The organism is Paenibacillus sp. Y301 (genome assembly GCF_059445505.1).
This window is the reverse complement of sequence record NZ_JCAIUL010000009.1, coordinates 63915-83298: the sequence shown is the minus strand read 5'-3', so window position 1 is coordinate 83298 and position 19384 is coordinate 63915. Positions and strand designations below refer to the sequence as shown.

The 19384-nt window shown below is 43.2% G+C and carries 18 protein-coding genes and 1 pseudogene; 15 read left to right on the top strand and 4 right to left on the bottom strand.

What is annotated here, in order from left to right:
* Positions 1-80: 80 nt before the first annotated feature.
* The 11 genes and pseudogenes from AC1D69_RS16325 to AC1D69_RS16275 all read left to right on the top strand — a co-directional run.
* Complete coding sequence (locus tag AC1D69_RS16325) at positions 81-1358, top strand: O-antigen ligase family protein (protein ID WP_495457208.1); 1278 nt, start codon at positions 81-83, stop codon at positions 1356-1358.
* Positions 1255-2574 (top strand): glycosyltransferase family 4 protein, encoded by a 1320-nt coding sequence (locus AC1D69_RS16320; protein WP_495457207.1) that lies wholly within the window; start codon positions 1255-1257, stop codon positions 2572-2574. The genes AC1D69_RS16325 and AC1D69_RS16320 overlap by 104 nt, the downstream gene beginning before the upstream one ends.
* Before the next feature lie 65 nt (positions 2575-2639).
* Positions 2640-4553, top strand: a complete 1914-nt coding sequence (locus AC1D69_RS16315) for a polysaccharide biosynthesis protein (RefSeq protein WP_495457206.1) — start codon at positions 2640-2642, stop codon at positions 4551-4553.
* A 143-nt stretch (positions 4554-4696) separates the two neighbouring features.
* Positions 4697-5323: a sugar transferase gene (locus AC1D69_RS16310; RefSeq protein ID WP_495457205.1), complete on the top strand. Its 627-nt coding sequence runs from the start codon at positions 4697-4699 to the stop codon at positions 5321-5323.
* The gene (locus AC1D69_RS16305) at positions 5320-6153 is read left to right on the top strand and encodes a GNAT family N-acetyltransferase (protein ID WP_495457204.1); all 834 of its coding nucleotides are present in this window, start codon (positions 5320-5322) and stop codon (positions 6151-6153) included. Before AC1D69_RS16310 ends, AC1D69_RS16305 begins: the two co-directional genes overlap by 4 nt.
* Entirely contained in the window at positions 6146-7255 is a 1110-nt protein-coding gene (locus AC1D69_RS16300; RefSeq protein WP_495457203.1) for a GNAT family N-acetyltransferase, read from the top strand. The genes AC1D69_RS16305 and AC1D69_RS16300 overlap by 8 nt, the downstream gene beginning before the upstream one ends.
* Positions 7256-7309: 54 nt before the next feature.
* Positions 7310-8482: a DegT/DnrJ/EryC1/StrS family aminotransferase gene (locus AC1D69_RS16295; protein WP_495457202.1), complete on the top strand. Its 1173-nt coding sequence runs from the start codon at positions 7310-7312 to the stop codon at positions 8480-8482.
* A gap of 144 nt (positions 8483-8626) precedes the next feature.
* On the top strand, positions 8627-9571 hold the full coding sequence (locus tag AC1D69_RS16290) for an NAD-dependent epimerase/dehydratase family protein (RefSeq protein ID WP_495457201.1): 945 nt from the start codon (positions 8627-8629) through the stop codon (positions 9569-9571).
* Positions 9572-9598: 27 nt separating this feature from the next.
* Entirely contained in the window at positions 9599-10693 is a 1095-nt protein-coding gene (locus AC1D69_RS16285) for an acyltransferase family protein (protein ID WP_495457200.1), read from the top strand.
* A gap of 40 nt (positions 10694-10733) precedes the next feature.
* The gene (locus AC1D69_RS16280; RefSeq protein WP_495457199.1) at positions 10734-11768 is read left to right on the top strand and encodes an LCP family protein; all 1035 of its coding nucleotides are present in this window, start codon (positions 10734-10736) and stop codon (positions 11766-11768) included.
* 101 nt (positions 11769-11869) lie between these two features.
* Positions 11870-12140, top strand: a pseudogene (locus tag AC1D69_RS16275) (zinc ribbon domain-containing protein); the annotation flags it as partial.
* A 184-nt stretch (positions 12141-12324) separates the two neighbouring features.
* On the opposite strand, the gene AC1D69_RS16270 reads toward AC1D69_RS16275, so the two are convergent.
* The 3 genes from AC1D69_RS16270 to AC1D69_RS16260 form a co-directional block, all read right to left on the bottom strand.
* Complete coding sequence (locus tag AC1D69_RS16270) at positions 12325-13971, bottom strand: glycosyl hydrolase family 28-related protein (protein ID WP_495457198.1); 1647 nt, start codon at positions 13969-13971, stop codon at positions 12325-12327.
* Between the two features lie 298 nt (positions 13972-14269).
* Positions 14270-15721, bottom strand: coding sequence for a sodium:solute symporter family protein (locus AC1D69_RS16265; RefSeq protein WP_495457197.1), 1452 nt, complete (start codon positions 15719-15721; stop codon positions 14270-14272).
* Positions 15718-15918: a DUF3311 domain-containing protein gene (locus tag AC1D69_RS16260; protein WP_495457196.1), complete on the bottom strand. Its 201-nt coding sequence runs from the start codon at positions 15916-15918 to the stop codon at positions 15718-15720. Before AC1D69_RS16260 ends, AC1D69_RS16265 begins: the two co-directional genes overlap by 4 nt.
* 250 nt (positions 15919-16168) lie before the next feature.
* Between AC1D69_RS16260 and AC1D69_RS16255 the strand changes: the two genes are divergently transcribed.
* From AC1D69_RS16255 to AC1D69_RS16245, 3 genes are all read left to right on the top strand, one after another.
* Entirely contained in the window at positions 16169-16684 is a 516-nt protein-coding gene (locus AC1D69_RS16255; protein ID WP_495457195.1) for a hypothetical protein, read from the top strand.
* A gap of 66 nt (positions 16685-16750) precedes the next feature.
* Entirely contained in the window at positions 16751-17317 is a 567-nt protein-coding gene (locus tag AC1D69_RS16250) for a DUF4256 domain-containing protein (RefSeq protein WP_495457194.1), read from the top strand.
* Between the two features lie 142 nt (positions 17318-17459).
* Positions 17460-17801 (top strand): VOC family protein, encoded by a 342-nt coding sequence (locus AC1D69_RS16245; protein ID WP_495457193.1) that lies wholly within the window; start codon positions 17460-17462, stop codon positions 17799-17801.
* A gap of 327 nt (positions 17802-18128) precedes the next feature.
* Here AC1D69_RS16245 and AC1D69_RS16240 read toward each other — a convergent pair whose 3' ends face one another.
* On the bottom strand, positions 18129-18482 hold the full coding sequence (locus tag AC1D69_RS16240; protein WP_495457192.1) for an MmcQ/YjbR family DNA-binding protein: 354 nt from the start codon (positions 18480-18482) through the stop codon (positions 18129-18131).
* A 140-nt stretch (positions 18483-18622) separates the two neighbouring features.
* Here AC1D69_RS16240 and AC1D69_RS16235 point away from each other — a divergent pair, with 140 nt between their 5' ends.
* Positions 18623-19225, top strand: coding sequence for a hypothetical protein (locus tag AC1D69_RS16235; protein WP_495457191.1), 603 nt, complete (start codon positions 18623-18625; stop codon positions 19223-19225).
* Positions 19226-19384: the final 159 nt, after the last annotated feature.

The window sequence follows — 19384 nt, the reverse complement described above, 5'->3', positions numbered from 1 at the left end:
AAGTAGGGGACGATATGGCGTCTGTATCCGTTGTAGAGAGAACATGTAATAAAAAAGATACATTACACAACCCCTACACGATGAGCAAATTATTTCAGTTTGCGATTATGGGTTACATCATATGTCTTCCCGCACAATTTGATATTGGAGGAGCATTCCGACTCGCACCGTCGGATCTCTTCTTATTGTTAGGTTTGTTCGCGGCGGGTGTACACCTGAAATTGGATCGTAGGCAGTTCAGTTCATGGCATTGGGGCATGTTACTTATCTTTATCCTAGCCTCATTCGTATCCATCTGGCGCAATGGGTTCATTACTCAATACGCCTTGTTGCAAAAGGATGTTGGATTTATCCTTCTTTTGCTGACATATATCATGCTCATTCAGGCCGTAGACTGTTGGGATCGACTATATACGATGCTTCGTGTCTTTCTGATGAGTGTACTCTGGCTGAATGGTCTGGCCCTGTTCGCTTTCTTTAGCGGCGTGAAGGTCCCATTCATGGTGCAAGATGGACGTTTGTCCGGTATGCTGATTGATCCGAATGCATACGGGGGATTGCTTGTGACGGCGTTCGCCATTCATATCATGACGAGTGGTAGTGGGGTGAAGCTCCTTTGGGGATGGGTAAGCGTAGTCGCTACGGTAACCTTGGCTGGTGGTATTATGATGACCTTCTCACGTTCATCCTGGATCGGTCTCATCCTTGTGTTACTTACGCTTTTGCTGAGTAATCCATCGCGATTGATTAAGATCGGTATGGGGTTTATGACTGCTTTTGTAGTACTTCTGTTGTTTAAAGGTACGGCTTATCTAGATGTACTCGGATCAATGTCCAGTCGACCTTCGCAGATTCAGTCCCGCCTCGACATCATTAACAAAGCGTTGGATTGGATTTCACAAAGCCCGTTGTTCGGGATTGGTCTCGGTACATATAACTATGAACTACGCATTATCATTCATAACACACCACTGTGGTTTATGACGGAATTCGGTTTAGTAGGGTTGATGGTATATGGCGGATTTATGGTCTGGTTCTTCATCGTCGGAATCCGTTCTTACCGTGCAGCGGATCCCATTCATAGACCGATTATTTTGGCATTACTACTGTCTCATGCCGCAATGATTGGACTTTCCATGGGCATCGAAGCATTATTCCAGCGCTATTGGTGGTTCATGATGGCTATGAATGCAGCGTGTATCCAATTAACGGACAAGAAATTGAAAGGAGAGTTGCACCATCGAACCAAGGGGATTGAACGAACGACCGGACGAGAGCTACGACAACAACAACAACAATCAGAACCAGAACCAGAACAACAAGTACACCAAGTACAACAGCAAGATTATCCCGGCTGAAGTCAGCGTACCCGTAAAAGTTGCTTTTGTCGCTTCTATTTATGGGCATTTTGGCAACTTTCATTTACCTTACATGGATTTATTGCAGCAAAAGGGCTGCGAAGTGCATGCTTACGCGCAGCCAGGGGAAGAAAGACAACAATTGGAACGAAGGGGGATCGTATGCCACGATGTGCCCATTCAACGTAGCCCGTTACAAGTACAGAATTGGAAGGCTCTACGGATCTTAACTAAAAGCTTCCGTAAGGAAGGATTCCGCTTCGTCCATGTACATACACCAGTCGCTTCGATTCTCGGACGAATTGCGGCACGTAGGGCAGGCGTACCTTGCACATTGTATACAGCACACGGCTTCCACTTCTTCAAAGGAGCACCACTCCTGAATTGGTTGCTTTATTACCCGTTCGAGCGATGGATGGCGCGTTTTACAGATGTGCTGATCACAATTAATAAGGAAGATTTTGAGCGTGCCCTCAAATTTCCAGTGCGAAATAAAGTGACGTATGTGAATGGCGTTGGGATTGATCTCAAAGTCTACGGTGATCAGGAGGAGCATTCAGCGTCCAAAATAGAGACAACAGAGAGCCGTTATCAATTATTTGGTCTACCTCAAATTGACGAAGAAGAATCAGCGTTTATCTTGCTGTGTGTTGCTGAGTTGAACGCTAATAAGAACCAGAAACAACTGATCGAAGCGCTGTATCAGTTAACGGATCGGGCAGATAACATCCATTTGGCACTAGCGGGCACGGGTCCATCACAGCAGGCACTACTAGATTTAGCCAATCGGCTGGGGATCCAGAATCGAGTCCATATGCTTGGGTATCGACGAGATATACCAGATCTGCTGAGAGCATGTGATGCCGTAGCGCTGGTGTCATATCGCGAGGGCCTACCCCGGGCGATTATGGAGGCCATGGCAGCAGGTAAACCTGTGATCGGCACGCATATTCGTGGACTTCGCGATCTGATTGATCATGAATCAACAGGTATTTTGGTTCCGGTTGACGATGTGGCCGCAACGGCAAAGGCAATTCTTCAACTTCGTGATGATCCGGCTTTAGCTGCTGCGATGGGGGAAGCGAACAAGGTTAGGATCACGCGTTACGGGCTACCTGCGGTTCTCCATGACATGAATTCGATTTATATAGAAGCACTAAACGATCCGAAGCGGACGGTGATTCCTTTAGATAGGCAGGCACTGTCTGGGGAATAGGGCATTTCACACATATAAGTACAGGGACTATTGTGAACATTCGGTTAATAAGGGTGAAAGAAGTGATGAGGAGTATGAGGCTCGTACGTTTGATCTTGTTAGATGCGGGGATTGTTGCGGTTTCAGTGTTGTTTGTGTTTTTACTTCGCTTTGATTTTCAGATTCCCCAGCTTTACATGAACATGCTTCCAGTAGCGATAATCACATACATTACGGTACATATTTCCTGTTCTTTCGGTTTCAAAGCATATAACAGTATGTGGCGATATACCAGTATGGGAGAGATATTGTTGCTACTTAAAGTGACCGTCCTAACATTCGTTGGAGTTATCATTGTGAATGTATCTGCGCATATACTCGTTCCTTCCTACCGTCTGCCAATTTCTATTTATTTAACATCGGGATATGTATTTCTCGGTATTACTGGGATACGAATGGTCAGCCGTCTCCTAAATGATGGGGTTGTGATACCGAGAGCGAAAGATTCATTCGAAGGGAATCTACTTATCGTAGGAGCGGGGAAGGCAGGGATCCTTGTTACCAAAGATATCAAGCATTCCAAATTTAAGTTCATGAATCCGATCGCTTTCATTGATGACGATCCGACCAAACAGAAGCTTGAAATGATGGGATTACCGATTGTTGGTAACCGAAGTTATATTCCTGAAGCTGTTAAGAAATTGGATATTTCCTATATTATTATTGCTCTTCCGACCGCACCTCAAAGCGCCGTACTGGAGATTATCGAGATCTGCAAATCTACCAAAGCCCAGATCAAGCTGATGCCTAGTATGACAGATATTCTAGATGGAAAAATGGCAGTTAATATGATTCGTGAAGTGTCCGTGAATGATTTGCTTGGGAGAGCGCCAGTAGAGATCGACACAGAGGAGATTCGCGAGAATCTAGGAAGTGAGACTATTCTCATCACGGGTGCAGGTGGATCAATCGGTTCGGAGTTGTGCCGGCAGTTGGCTGTGTATCGACCGAAGGAAATGCTGCTGTTAGGACATGGAGAGAACAGTATTTACCTCATTGAACAACAGTTACGCCAACTATACCCCCAACAGGTGATTCATCCAATCATTGCAGATATTCAGGATGTGTCGCGAATCGAAAGTGTCTTTCAAAGTTTCCGACCTACGATCGTATATCACGCCGCCGCGCACAAACATGTTCCACTGATGGAGATGAATCCAGTAGAGGCGGTCAAAAACAATGTTATCGGAACGAGGAACGTAGCGGAGGCGAGTGACAAATACGGCGTCAAGCGATTCATCCTTATCTCGTCAGACAAAGCGGTTAATCCGACCAGTGTGATGGGAGCTACGAAGCGAGCGGCGGAAATGATCATTCATGATCAGAATTCGTTCAGCAAGACGGCGTTCGCAGCTGTTCGTTTCGGTAATGTGTTAGGCAGTCGAGGTAGCGTTATCCCCCTATTCAAAAGACAAATTGCAAATGGTGGCCCTGTGACGGTGACGGATATGGAGATGGTGCGTTATTTCATGACGATTCCCGAAGCGGTACAGTTAGTCATTCAGGCTAGTGTGCTAGCCGAAGGGGGCGAAGTGTTTGTATTAGACATGGGCAAACCAGTGCGTATATATGATTTGGCACGGGATTTAATTCGCTTGTCGGGATTGGAACCTGAGAAGGATATTTCCATTGTGATCACCGGCATTCGTCCTGGTGAAAAGCTATATGAGGAACTGTTGACGGAAGAGGAAGGGTTGATTGTTACCCAGAACTATCGGATTATGATCAGCCGTCCGCAAAGCGTCTCTAGGTCCGAAATGCATATGGTGCTTGGTGTTCTGGAGAATTTGTGTAAGCGTTACGAATATGTTCCGAGCAGTCAACAGATCAAAAAACTATTAAAGCAACTTATACCAAGTTATACGGGATTTCAAGAAGAATTGCAGGTAAGCAGTCATGAGCTTGAACGAATACCAACTGAAGTTCATGTAGGAATATGAGCGATAAAAATGTAATCAAGATTTCCTAGGAAAAAGGGAGACAGGATGATTACGGAAGAATTGATCCGTCATGAGGCGGAGGTGAATTCATAATTAAGGCACTTCTTTTTAAGCAAAAAGAGAAGGTTAGGAGGTGTACTTACATGTATCGCTATATGAAACGAGGCTGCGATATAGTAGGAGCGACCTTAATGTTATGTCTGTTTAGTCCAGTCATGGCTGTGGTGTCGTTGTTGATTTGGATGAAGCTGGGAAGCCCAATCTTGTTCAAGCAGAAGCGACCAGGAAGAGGAGAGAAACCATTCTACATCTACAAGTTTCGAACCATGGCTGAACTGTACGATACGGAGGGTCGACTATTATCGGATGATCGCCGTTTTGTGAAGTTCGGAGGGAAGATTCGGAGACTGAGTCTAGATGAGCTACCGCAATTGGTGAATGTGGTGAAGGGAGAAATGAGCCTGATTGGACCGAGACCTCTGCTCATGCGTTACAGCCCATATTACTCGGAACGGGAGAAGTTGCGATTCACTGAAAGACCGGGTATTACGGGACTAGCGCAGGTGTCTGGGCGTAACCTTTTACCTTGGAAAGAGCGGCTTTCTTATGATGTTACTTATGTCGAAAAGTTAAGTTTACGACTAGATACTCTAATCTTATGCAAAACAGTGCTGAAGGTAATTCGACAAGATGACATTGTAGAAAATCCCGGACAGCATAGTCTTCCCTTAGATGAGTACAGGATGAATAAAAAGGAGGGATCGGCATGAATGTGCGGTTTAGTCCGCTGCATGAAGATGATATTTACCATGCATGCCGGCTCTTGCGGTGCTATTTACCTGAGCAGGTATATAATCAGACCATTTTTGCTTGTTCGGGTTACGCTGCTTATCTACAAGCGGCTTGTAAGTGTGGGAGCCATTCTACGACACTTCTGATCGGTGCTTATTCAGGAGATCTTCTCATTGGATTCGCTGAGTGGCGAAGAATGGAACAGATGTTTGTTCTAAACAATTTGAACGTAGATGCTGCTTATCGCAAGTATGGTATCGGCGGTCAGCTCGTGGCGTACGGTGAGAAGTTAGCTCGATTGGAAGGCGTTAATAAGTTGGCATTGGATGTGTTTTCATGGAATGAACAAGCCCATGCTTGGTATCTTCGGCTTGGTTTTTCAGAGGAAGGGCGTACTTACTGGTACGAGGGGGACTTGGGCAAATCGTTGAATGCTATGGAAGATGCTAATACAGCTGTAGCTCAGCGTGATGAATCGCCCGGGTTGGACTACATCATTGATGATTATCCAATGGCAGAAGCACATCATATAAAGTATGGGTTTTCTTCTTTTAGGATTAGGACGAAACAAAAGACTTCAATAGTGGGACGGCTAGGTGAACGGTATTATCGTATCCAAACGCAAAGTGGGGAGTGGGACGGATGCTATCACCTGACCAATGTGCTTAACGAATTGGATAGAGCACGGAAATTACTTGTACTTTCGCCGGATGCATTCTTGCCTGAGATAGATCCTCGTCTGATCTTAAGCAGTGAAAGTATTCGAATGATCAAAATATTAGAGAATCAGGAGGAGTTGTATGAGTAGCTTTATCGTGCTTCATAGCTCGCAATCGGATGAATGGGATTCCTATTTGAATCAGATGTACGAGAAGGATATCTATTTCTCCTCAGCTTATTTTCGGTTGTTCGAGGATGAAGAACATCAACGCGCGGAGCTGTTTGTATATAAGCTTGGGGACCAGCTCATTATGTATCCGTACTTGCTTCGAACGATTAGTCACCTTCCCGCAATAATCAAACTGGGATTGGAAGGTGAATGGTACGATATCAGCACGCCTTATGGATACGGTGGACCGATATCTAATGTTTCACCGGGAGCTGAACGAACTGAGTTGTACAGGCAATTCGGGGAAGCTTTCTCCGAATACTGCAGAGAGAAGCGGATCCTGACCGAGTTTGTACGCTTTCACCCGTTAATAGGTAATGCCACCGAATACCAAAGCGGGTTAAAGACGGACTTCATTCGGAATACAGCTTATATGGATTTGAGAGTTGATTCGGAGTCGGAGCTAATGAAGAACTATTGTAGTAATCATCAAAGAAACATTCGCAAAATAAAGTCATCACCATTTACAATTCGCAAGTCGGATCTGCGGGCTCGGATCGAGCCCTTTAGCACTTTGTATTATGGAACGTTAAAAGATTTACAGGCGGATTCTTTCTATTATTTCACGCAAAAATTTATCAGGGATACATCCCATTTGCTTACGGGAAACTTAGAACTGTTCGAAGCCATGGACGGGGAGAAAACAGTAGCGGCCTGCATTGTGATCCATGAGCGACCCTGGATGCATTATCACCTGTGTGGGTGGGATAGGGAATATCTACATTGGTCACCGACCAAAATGCTCATTCACGCAGCAGCTTTATGGGGGATGGAGAATGGATTTGAACGTTTTCATCTTGGTGGGGGTTATAAGGGGAATGATAACTTATTTCAATTCAAACATAGGTTCGGTACTCACCTAGAACCACTAGACTTTTGTTTAGGTAAGCGTATATTCTTTCCCGAACTGTATGATCGGATTCTGTCGCTCAATGACATTCACGTAGAAGGAAATTACTTTCCACTGTATAGACAACCAGCTTTTTTGGAACAAAACACCTTGGATCACGCTGTTAAATAAGTTGATATGTATTCTATCTAGACTTAATTATCTAGATAGAGAAGGGAGCTTCGCATGAGTATTATTCAACCTAGCATACAGGAACGGATCCTATTATCCCCTCCGCATATTAGCGGTCGCGAGCAGGCCTATGTGACGGACGCATTCCAATCGGGATGGATCGCTCCAATTGGCCCGCATGTCGACGCTTTTGAGAGAGAGATGGCCACCTACACAGGTTCGAAGGGCGCACTTGCGTTAAGCTCTGGAACGGCAGCGATTCATCTCGCACTGCGTCTTGCGGGTGTCTCGCAAGGTGATTACGTGATTTGTTCGACGCTCACATTCGTTGCGAGCGCTAATCCTATTCTATATATGGGTGCTACGCCCGTATTCGTCGACTCAGAGCCCGTGACATGGAACATGTGTCCACTAGCATTTCAGCGGGCTTGCCGAGATTTGAATGAGAAAGGAATCCTGCCCAAAGCAGCTATTGTTGTCAATTTGTATGGACAGAGCGCAGACATGAAGCCTATTGTCGACATCGCCGATCGGTATGGGATCACGTTGATTGAAGATGCTGCCGAATCGCTTGGTGCTGTTTATCATGGAAAGGCAAGTGGTACCTGGGGACGATTCGGCATCTATTCATTCAATGGCAATAAGATCATTACGACCTCAGGTGGAGGTATGCTGGTGTCGGACGATATCGATGCGTTAGAACAGGCACGGTTCTGGTCTACGCAAGCCCGTGACGTTGCACCACACTATCAACACTCCGAGATGGGTTACAACTATCGGCTCAGCAACCTATTAGCAGCTATTGGTCGGGGGCAATTAGAACTTCTTGAGGAGCGAGTCGAACGACGTAGACATATTAGTCAGACGTACATGGACCACTTGAGTTCTATATCGGGACTCCATTTCATGCCAGAAGCCCCGAATGGCCGAAGCACTCGTTGGTTGAGTGCTGTAACGATTGATGAAGAGATTGTGGGTGTCTCTTCCAATCAACTCTTGGCTTGCTTGGAACATCACAATATTGAAGCTAGACGTGTATGGAAACCACTTCATTTGCAGCCTTTGTTCGCAAGCACCTTCTATTATCCTTACTTAGAGGGATATAGCGTGGCTGATCAATTGTTCACAACCGGGATATGCCTACCCTCTGGAAGTTCTTTATCGGAGGAGAATCAGGAACGTGTAATTGAGACGATAAAGTCATGTATTCAGAAGAGGTTTACGTAGCCCATCTGGTCTTTCTGCTGTACCACCAATAATAGAAGTGACTGCGCTGTCAGCCATGATGGTCGTTGTCACCGAATCGTCGGGGATAGGGGACTCATGTGTGGTACAAACACCACTCTAATAGGGCGAAAGGAGTTTTTTTATTTGAAAGTATTAGTAACAGGAGGGCTTGGATTTATTGGGTCGCATGTTGTTGATCGGCTCATAAGACATGGCGTTGAGACCGTGATTGTAGATAATCTATCTGGTGCTTCTGGCTCGTTCTATAAGAATCCATCGGCAGTTCTACATAAATATGATATTCAGGACGAGGCACTCGATGATGTGTTTGGCCGGGAGAAACCAGATGCTGTCATTCATTTGGCTGCGCAGATTGATGTAAGAGAATCACAGAGGAATCCGTTGTTTGATGCGAACGTGAATATTCTCGGAACACTAAACGTTCTGCGCTTGTGTCAGACCCATAGTGTGCACAAAATTGTATACGCCTCTTCGGCAGCTGTATACGGAAATCCTGAATATTTAAGCATTGATGAGATGCATCCTTTAAATCCTCAATCCTGCTATGGCGTATCCAAAAGTGTTCCTGAGTTTTACATTCGACAGTTCGCTAGTATGCATGGGCTTAAGTATACGATTCTCCGTCTTGCGAATGTGTATGGACCAAGGCAAAGTTCACATGGGGAAGCTGGGGTCGTCTCGGTTTTTCTGGATCGAATGAAAGATGGCAAAGGTCTTGTTATTTATGGGGACGGGGAACAGACAAGGGATTTCGTCTATGTAGAGGATGTGGCAAAAGCATTTGTAAATGCGGTTCAGACAGATGAAATGGTGGACAATCAGACAATGAACATAAGTTGTGGAGTAGCGACCTCGATTAATACCATTGTTGGGATGATCGGTGATACTACAGGTCGAAATTTCTTGACAACCTACCAACAGGAACGACCGGGCGATATTCTTCACAGCTATTTAAACAATAGTAAAGCACAAGAATTGATGTCTTGGTCACCAGACCATGATCTTAAGATGGGGTTAGAGAAGACGATTGTCGCCCGGTTGACTGTAGGAAGAGCAGTGGATAACTAATCGCAACAATGGAAGGAGGCAACCATCATGGAACGCAAAATGAATACGGAAATGTTCGTTCTGCGTAGCATAGCCTGCTTAAGTATTGCGCTACTGCATGCCTTATATCGGGTTTACGACGACGGAAATACACCTTGGGTGGAATCAGTGGGTCTATTGCTTACGTTCGGTACACCGGTATTCGTGTTTATCTCCCAATTCGTACTATCATTTGCTTACCCAGATGGAATTCCAGCGAGGTTTTGGGAGAAACGGATCAAATATATTTTCCTGCCGTACATTTTTTTCGGTGCTTTATATGCAGGATTAAAAGGATTTGAAATGTCGAGCAGTCAAGGTGTTTCACTTATTCAGGCTTGTTGGTATTATCTTTGGCGTCATCTGCTTCTTGGCGATTTTCACGGGTACTTTATCCTTATTATCTTTCAGTTCTACGCTCTACACATCTTGTTTCAAAAGCATGCGAAGCGATTCTCGCCTCAAAGTATTCTGATTGTGTCGTTCGTTATAAACGTAGTTTACTTAGGCTTCTTTAATTTCACTAAGCCTGTTGATACGGTAGTCACTCATTATATTTGGGATAAAATGTACTGGATATTCTCCCCAGGGTGGATTTTCTATTTCACCGTGGCCTATTACTTAGGACGCAATGAGACATGGTTCCGGGAAAAGCTGAAACAGTTCCGATGGTACGTGTACACACTTCCGGTATTAACTGGGGCGCTTGTGCTGTTCGTTAATGGGCAAGGCTGGATTACAGCACATAGTTCCAAGCGAATAGATATGTTTCTATTCAGTTTGAGCATGATCCTGTTACTCTTCATGGTGGCCTCATCGATGCGGACAGTACCACGTGTCCTGGAGTGGAGTAGTAGGTACTCCTTTGGGATATATTTGCTTCATCCGTTATTGTTGGCAGTGTTTGCCAAACTTCCTTCCTCGTTCGGGTTCCAAGACTTAGGGCTACTCAGTGTTGGGCTACAATTTATCGGGTGTGTTGTGGGTTCGGCCATTATAATGAACATAGCGAATCGCATCCCAGGTGGATCCTATGTATTCGGTCGTATCGGAATTGGGTTAAATCGGAGTAAGACACCTATATATCCTTCTGTTATCCTATAATTTTTTTCCTCAATGATCGATTACAGGTGGAGGTGCATTGGTGAGACGGATTAGAAGAGTCGGATTCATTGGGTTACTTATTCTGATTGTAGTGGCTGGTACCTGGATCTGGGGAGTGTTACATTCGGAACATCGATTCCAAAAGGCTGTCCTTAATCCCCTGACGATACCCAGTTCGAAAATTTATCCAATGGCTGAGGGGATGGAGCAGTCGGTGGACACGCCAAATCGTCTTCCTAATACGGAAGGATTTCTACCATCTACGCAAGTGCCCACTGCATCACAAGCTGCTTCAGAAAAAGAAACCTCATCCTTTAATGTTGTGTTAATTGGAACCGATACTTGGGGTGGGGAAATCTCGCGAGCAGACACGATCATGGTTGCACATGTAATGCCGAGTCAGCGGAAGGTAAATATCGTCTCGATACCGCGAGATACTCGGGTTTATGTGCAAAAGGTGGGTTATACCAAGATCAATCATGCTCATATTGTTGGTGAGTCAAAGGGTGGTAATCAGCAGGGAACGTTGACACTCGTCCAGGCCATCAGCGACTTTATGAATATCCCCATACATCACTACATCAAGACAAATTTCTCCGGGGTACGTGATTTCATAGATTCGATCGGTGGGGTCGATATGGTCATCGACCAGGATGTGACCATAACCCCCGAGATTACGATCAAGAAAGGCGAGCAACATCTGGATGGAGAGCATGCACTCTACCTAGCGAGGGAAAGGTATTCCACCAAAGATGGCGATTTCAGTCGTCAACGGGAACAATTCCATATCGTTCGAGCCGTGGCTGAACAGCTACTGGAACCCGAGCATATTCCTGACCTAGCTGGATTACTACTGAAAGAGAAGAATGACATTATCGATACAAGCTTTAGTGACAGTGACTTGATCAGTCTTGCTTGGTTGTTCAAGGGCATGGAATCTGATGATTTCACATATGAGCAAATTCCTGGTAAAAACAGTTTCGGACCTGATCCGTTAGTCGGGTCTAAGGTTTACTACTGGAGTGCAGATTTGACAGAAGTAAATTCACTTAAGGAACGTCTGTTTACGGAATAAGGGAAGGACGGGAGTGGTTGTTTCAGGATGATGATCATCAATGTGCGGAGCTATTTGTATATATACGGGGGATCAGCTTATTACGTATCCTTTCTTGCTTCGATCGTTATGTGTTCGTATCTTGGTCTTTCTTTCAGTTCCGTCAAATGCTTGAATATAAAGCTGTTATGTCTGGCTCGAAGGTTATTGCAGTTGATCCAAAATACACTTCGCAGACATGTCCGAAATGTGGTCATACAGAGAAGGCAGATCGAGACAAGAAGAATCATGTTTTTTGTTGCAAAACGTGCCAATACATCTAATGATGATCGTGTAGGAGCAATGAATCTTCAACGAAAAGGAATTGAGTACTTCGTTGAAGTAACTACATAAGCATATCTTTTGTAGTTGGGTAGCTGTCAACCTGCCCTGATGTAACGCCATACTAAGGAAGGAGATTCGCAAGTTATCGTTCGCACTTCTGGGCAGTTACAAGCTCGTGACTTAAGTCATGAGTTGTTGATGTGATATGTATTCCACCTGGACCAAACTGTCCAGATGAAATGATTATATTTGATTATTTAGCCTTCCAGCCTGTCGCACCCGTGCCGCTCTCCTTTACATACAAGGTAGTTTGCGCTGCACCATCTGTTCGCATAGCTAGACTTCCGACCGGAGCAGTGAGGCTACCCTCAGGAGAACCTTCCACCATGAACACTGCTGGAAGCAGTGTACCTCCGGTGAGGCGAAGTGCCCGGTTGAAGTTGCCGTAGGTGGAGAACCATTCCGTAAGTGAATACGGATTGTACAAGGTGCCAAGTGACGTACCTTGCATACCTATCAACGTTTCGAATTCAAGAATGCGTTTCACCTTTACGTTTCGAGTATCAAAGACGGCTACATTGTTAAGATGCAAGGAAGGTTTAGCGGCACCATAGGAGGAGACCAATACTACCTGATTGGTACCACTGTTACGGACGATCATATTATCGACAGTTGCCATTGTATTAGATTCCGTGGTGAATAATTGCAAAGTACTCCCTATTAAGTCTTGTGCATCGAGTGTCCCTACATAAAGATCTCCTCCGTCGATTCGAACGCCACTTGCCAGCGTAGAACCCGATCCGTACATTCCTAGCGAGCCGATGTGCAACCTTGGCTTACCACCAGCAGCATTGAAGGCTGAGTAAATTGCAGGGCCGCCTATACCATCGAATCTAGCACTCGCGATATCGATAAACTGCGAATAAATCGTCTGAAGACCGTAAGTGGCTTTATGATCTGTGGAGCGGATCGTCAAATGGCTAATGTTCATCGTTAGTCCATATGACAATAATGCAGGATTCGTCGTTCCAGCCACACGCATGTCGAGAGAACCGATGTCGAGTGTCCAACGTCTTGCAATGGCATCCGTAAGTCCAGCAGATAGATCATTACCGAAGCCAATGGTAGTCAACGAGTCGATTCGTTGATAAAAGCTACGTGTTCCTTTGAACTCGTCGGGTTCCAAATCGAGTGAGTTGGCTCCTTTAAATTCTGGAGCACCACCAAGACTATTGTTTAGTACCGCTCTGTTGACATGAAGCTGATCTACGAAATGGAGAACGAAGTTTTTTCGTCCAGCCGTTTCACAGCGCACATAGCCGATTTGTACATTGATGGATGGATCTTCTTCTGTACCACCAATAAAAATATTATCACCATAACAATCATGGGAGTACACCGATTCGATCCTTACATTTTGTGCGGAAGAAATGAACAAGCCGTGAAGCTGATCGTTGACTGCTGATTTCACGGTGGAAGCACTTCCATCTATTTCGAGACTGCCAGATATCGTGATGTTAGAAACGTTGAAGATGACGAGAACCCGAGTATCTGATGGTGGGTTCGAGGCAAGCACCAACTTGGATCCGGGTTCGAAGTGTAGATTGCTTCCGGTTGGCATACGAAGGCACCACCAGTCCAAAAGTGAAGGATTACGCATGTGCCCGGAAGAGACTTTGTATACGCCGGGTGGGAAGATCACAACTTTGCGGTTGGTGTTCCCAGCATTAATTGCATTTTGAATGGCTACGGTGTCGTCCTGGATACCGTTACCTTTGGCCCCGAAGGATCGGACGTTCACGTAACCGTTTGTCTCAGGATCCAACTTAATAGAAGTGACTGCGCCGTCAGCAATGGTGGTCGATGTTACCGAACCGTTTGGAATAGGGGGAGTTGCCATGTGCATTCACTCCTTTTTTTCTGTTTTCGTAGTTTATGTGAATCTAGTATAAGATGTGTGATACAAACACCTCTCTAAAAGGCTGGAAGTAGCCTTTTTTTGAAAGTATTAGGAACAGGGCTCATTCCTCGTTCGGGTTGTAAGACTTTGTGTTTTTCGAGTATCGTGTATCGAACCTAGTCTATTCTATAGCAGGACTCACTCGGATATATAACTAAAAAGGCCACTAAACACAGGGTATCCGTGTGATTAGTGGTCCATTCTAGGTACGAAAATTTATGGGTTCTTGGTTTGCCTTTTATTTGTGTTGGGCTCTTCTAACAGCAAGACTTACTGCTATCATAACAAGGAGATTGACTGATAAAGCGATAATTCCAACATTCAAATCCTTCGCTGCCTGTGGTAAAGATGGAAACAAGGAACCAATGGTTGAATCACTAATCGTAACATAAGCTACGATAGCTAAGCCGCAGATAATCCCAGCGATAGCGCCATATTTATGAACGAAATTATTCTTTCTTAGACTAAAGAGAAGCGAAGGGAATAATTGTGTGATTAAGCTATATCCCATGAGTATTAATGCAGACATTGTCTCGCCACCGTTTAAAGTGAAGTACACCGATATAAGGGCTATCACAGGAACAAGGCATTTTGCTAATCTTACAACAGTCTGATCAGAGATTGAAGGTACGAACTCTTTGAAGACGTTCTTTGATAGCAGTGTTGCTACACTCATTAATAGCATAGACCCCGGTACTAATGCGGTCAACAGACCAGCTCCACCAATGATGCCGATAAACCATGGATCAAAGGTCTCGATCGAAAGACGGAGTAAGGAGAGATCTGCATCGGCTCCTTCGAGTCCAGGCACTTTCAATATGGCAGCAAACCCTACGAAAAAGACAAATAACAACATGAGTGTATATAACGGGCTGATAATCGCATTTTTGCGAAATACTTTCCCACTACGGGCCGAATAGACTGCACTGAAGACTTGGGGCCACATATAAAACCCGAATACGAGTAAAATTACTGTGGATATAAACCACGAAATACTGAGTCCCTGATCAGGAAGTTTTAGAAATTCAGGTTTAGCTACATGAATAGCTTCAAACATTGCTTGGAAACCACCATAGTAATGAATAGGAAGATAAATTCCTAAGAACCCTATGATCACGAGCATCATGATATCTTTAATGACAGCTATCCAAGCTGAGCCGTGTATGCCAGAAAGCATCACATAAATAGTAAGACAGATGGCACCCATCCAAACCGCGGTAGATATGGATATGGCGCCATAAGAGGCTTCAGATACAATAATCCCTAGACCTTTTAACTGTACGACAATCACAGGAATCATCGACACTACACCAACAAGCGCAGATAGGATCCCTAGAATAGGGCTTTTATACTTACTTGCAAAAAAATCAGATTGAGACATTAGATTATGTTTTTTGGCATATTCCCATATTTCTGGAAGAAGCCAATAGGACAATACATAAGACAATGTTATGTAGATAAGGACGTATAAAGCAGGTGCACCTTTACCATACGCCCAGCCGCTACCGCCAAGAAAGGAAAAGGTCGTATAAATTTCTCCAGCCATCAATAGAAAGACGAATACTGCACCAAATCCGCGTCCTCCAACCGTCCACTGCTCCAAATTCATATCTTTTCCCTTGGTTGAACGAATTCCTAGCCAGATCGATAGAAGTAAAAATCCTGTAATAATGAGAAGGGCAATATTCATTCCTGTTCACCTTCCCGGTTTCTAGGGTCCAACTTATACATGATACCCAAAATAACGGACGTAAGGACCACCCACATCGCCATCCAGAACATATAAAAAGGCATCCCTAATACATATGGTTCTATTCTATTGACAAAAGGAAGTAACCCCAAAATGCCTATAAAAGGAACGATAGAAAGAATATAAACAATTTTCAAAAACAAACCCTCCATTCTTAAAAAATGAACCTTTTAATGATAACTTATATACCTTACACTATTTGCATATCAAATTTAAAGTTAATACGGCATATTTTTTACCAAACATCATCTGAATATCCGACTTTATCGAATTTATAGGGAGACAGCAGCGGGGAATGTAGAAGGAATCACGGTTTAATAGTTATGGGAAAAAGTGTAAACTAATAAGAAGGTTAGAAAAAATGAATAGTAGCGGCTGGGGGAGATCATGAACTATAAGAAAAAGAAGAGAGTTAATCTATTCATTTCATTAGTACTTCTAATGGTAGTAATAATTGGTGCTTCGATCATTGGGGCAAGAGTTGGGAATACCAACGCAGAAATCAAGAAGAACACTCAACCTGACTTATACGAACTAACTACTCCTGAAAATTGGTCCATAAGAACACTACCTTTTTCATCCTTGTCTTTCGAAAAAAATGGAAACGTGATAGGTGGAGTTGATGTAGTCGAATACTATCCAGACCAACCTATTTTTCAATTACGATCCAATCATACAGAGGTCATTGAATCCAAAAAACTAGAAGGTTATTTTACAGAAGCCGTACTGGAAAAGTTAAAACAAACACCTCCAGCTGCATCGGGTGATTTGACTGTAACTGAATCCACACACATCTACTTTGTTCTAAAGGATAAGAATAAGGCGTACGATCTACATTTTAAGACTCAAGATGTTGATGAACAGACGGCTTTAAGTATAGCTAAAAGTCTTAAATTAAAATAAAGTAAATTAGTAGAATAAAATAATATATGAAGTGAGTTCTCGAAAACTTCAAGGAGGTTTGTAATTATGAAAAATGAAGAATGTAAGTTGTCACCAGAACAACGTGCAGAACTACTTAGAGCATTGGAAACACGGTTTGAAAAAAACATAAACCGCCATAAAGATATTGTATGGACTAACGTACAGACAAAACTGGAAGCTAATACTGAGAAACTATGGTCACTCAATGAAATGGAGAGAACCGACGGTGAACCGGATGTTGTTGGTTATGATGAAGAGACGGGCGAATACATTTTCTATGACTGTTCAGCAGAAAGTCCTAAAGGTCGCAGAAGTGTTTGTTACGACAATGAAGCACTAGAGTCAAGGAAACAACATAAACCGGAAAATAGCGCTATTGAAATGGCGGGTACGATGGGCATTGAGCTGTTAACAGAAGAACAGTATCGGGAACTACTGAACCTTGGAAATTTCGATATGAAAACATCGAGCTGGGTGAAAACACCATCTGACATTAGAAAACTCGGCGGTGCTATCTTTGCTGATTACCGCTACGGTCATGTCTTTGTGTATCATAACGGTGCGGAATCTTACTATGGCGCCAGAGGGTTCCGTGGATCGCTCAGGGTCTGAGCTTTGTACAAAAGGTGAAGTGTATTAAGTGTGTTAATGGATAAATCGCTGTGTATTGGTATGCTATGAATAACATTGTGCTGCCAGTTATTTATCCATATAATAGGATATATGTTAATAATTAAAGAGTGGAGGAACCACGATGATACCCTCAAATAAAGTTACTTGGTTTCAAATTCCGACAGATGATGAGGAACGGGCATGGAATTTTTATGGGCAAGTTTTCGGTTGGAACAAGGAAGAAGTTTACGCAAACAAAAATATAGTGGGTGCTATAAACGGTGAAATCGTTAAACGCAGCGAAGAATTGAAGGAACCGCGCCTAGTAATTAGGGTCGACGATGTAGATGGAATGATTGAACGAATCTTGAAGTGCGGCGGTGAAATCGTGACGCAACGAACCGAAATTTCCGAGATCGGCATGGTGTTTGCTTCATTTGCGGACACGGAAGGAAATATTATCAATATTGTTGGGGACATGTAACAAAAGACAGTGATTTATCGAAGGGAGGAGCATCCTTCTCCGTCTTCGACTAGGAAGTGATTTGCCTTCTTTGTTAGAAGGGAGGCAGCAATGCTAAAAGATGATAACCCTCTTGACCTTCGTGTGAACTATGCCAATGGAGGAAGGGGGTTATTTTACAACTGCATACACTATTAGTGCTTGCTCACCATGCTGATTGCGATCACTGAAATGCCGCAAAGATGTACAGTGCTAATCAGAACGGTTTATATAGACTCCGAAATTGATTCGGTCGGTGTATAGTTTACTTTTTAAATGATCGAAATAAAGCTGTAACTCTAAATGATACTATTGGTTAATTGCATCTTTCTCTGACTTTTTCAACCCTTTAAAGACCAATTCATAAGAGTGATCTATCATTTTACATAATTCTAGTTCTGAAAGAGTACCATCGATCAAGATCGTGTTCCAGTGGTTTTTGTTTAAGTGATATCCCGGAGTAATCGAAGTGTATTGTTGTCGTAAACTTTCCGCCATAAATGGATCACATTTCAAACTGATTTTTAGATGGTTATTTTGGTTAGAAATCAATGCAAACATTTTGGATACAACTTTTATGACTAGGACATCGTCACCGAATGGATAATCCTCTAGGCTGCCCTTTTTTGACAGACAGTAACTCGTTAATAATTGTAAGTTCATATTGATCTATTTCCCCTTGGACTGAGTTAATTAATAATAAAATTATAGCTGATATTGCAAGCAATGTTAATTATAGAAACTAGTTATTATGGATTTGGCAGCGAAATGGAAGAGGTGTTACGCAAGAGACTGATGCAAAATTGATTAGTACTTCAAGAAATGAAGAAGTAAAACTTTATGCGACTAAAGAAACGAAGAATGGAATAGAAGGGGTAACCTTAAATATTAATGGAAGTCAAAAATACTTTAATTGGAAAATCCCTGATACGGGAACCAAACCGCAGGTATTCTATACTGATCTTAAGGGTGATGGTAAAGAAACCGTAATTATCATCCAGATCGGCCGTGGGACAGGATTAGATACCTATGATATTCAAGTAATTAATACCGAAGATTTCTCAGAGATTAAAGTACAAAGTTATTTGGACATTGTTGCCGACCAGATTGAATCGTATGTAGCTAAAAATGATAATGGTGGTTTAGCGATTATAGTTAAAACGCAAGGAAAAGAGTATAACTTTGATTATGATTATGATCCAGCTCCGAATTACCATCAAGATGAGCTCGCTTTCGGTGGTGTAGTTATTTATGAAGTAGAGAATCAAAAAATAAGATTAAACATCACGGGATCTGTTGGAGTATCGCCAACATATGTATGTGAATTCCATATCACATATAAATTCGACAGTGTCAAGAATGAATTTATTGTGGATCTAATTAATGTTGAACCTATTGAAAATTAAGAAAAAAGGATGACTAATAACCTTATTTACAAACTCTACACATCATGAGGTCAATTGCGTTTATTTACAACATCATACATATGATCACGGGAGACCTAGCAGTAACAAGCACGAAATGCACGGCAACGATAAGCTTCACACCTTATGATACTTGTGAAA